Source organism: Streptomyces sp. NRRL F-2580, from assembly GCF_000720115.1.
GTDB lineage: Bacteria > Actinomycetota > Actinomycetes > Streptomycetales > Streptomycetaceae > Streptomyces.
Genome location: NZ_JOIR01000138.1, coordinates 1 through 226, shown reverse-complemented (window position 1 = coordinate 226; position 226 = coordinate 1). Strand labels below are relative to the sequence as shown.

1 pseudogene is annotated in these 226 nt (G+C 67.3%); it reads right to left on the bottom strand.

Annotation, left to right across the window (positions count from 1 at the left end):
• Nucleotides 1-226, bottom strand: a pseudogene (locus IF88_RS0139795) (sulfate ABC transporter substrate-binding protein); the annotation flags it as partial.

Genomic DNA, 226 nt, shown 5'->3' with positions numbered 1-226 from the left:
CTTGAGGACCTTGTTCAGGAGCGTCAGGTCGTAGATGCCGGCGAGGTCGGGCTGCTCGATGAGCTTGGCCTTGACGGCCCAGTCCGACTCGGTCTTCAGCGTCGAGGCCAGCGGGTCGTCCGTGATCGCGATGCTGGGCCAGGCCGGGTCGATGACCTTCGCGTCGAGGGCCTTGCCGCTGTCGGCCTCCAGCTTGGCGTTGGCGGAGGCCTTCGCCTTGTCCTGG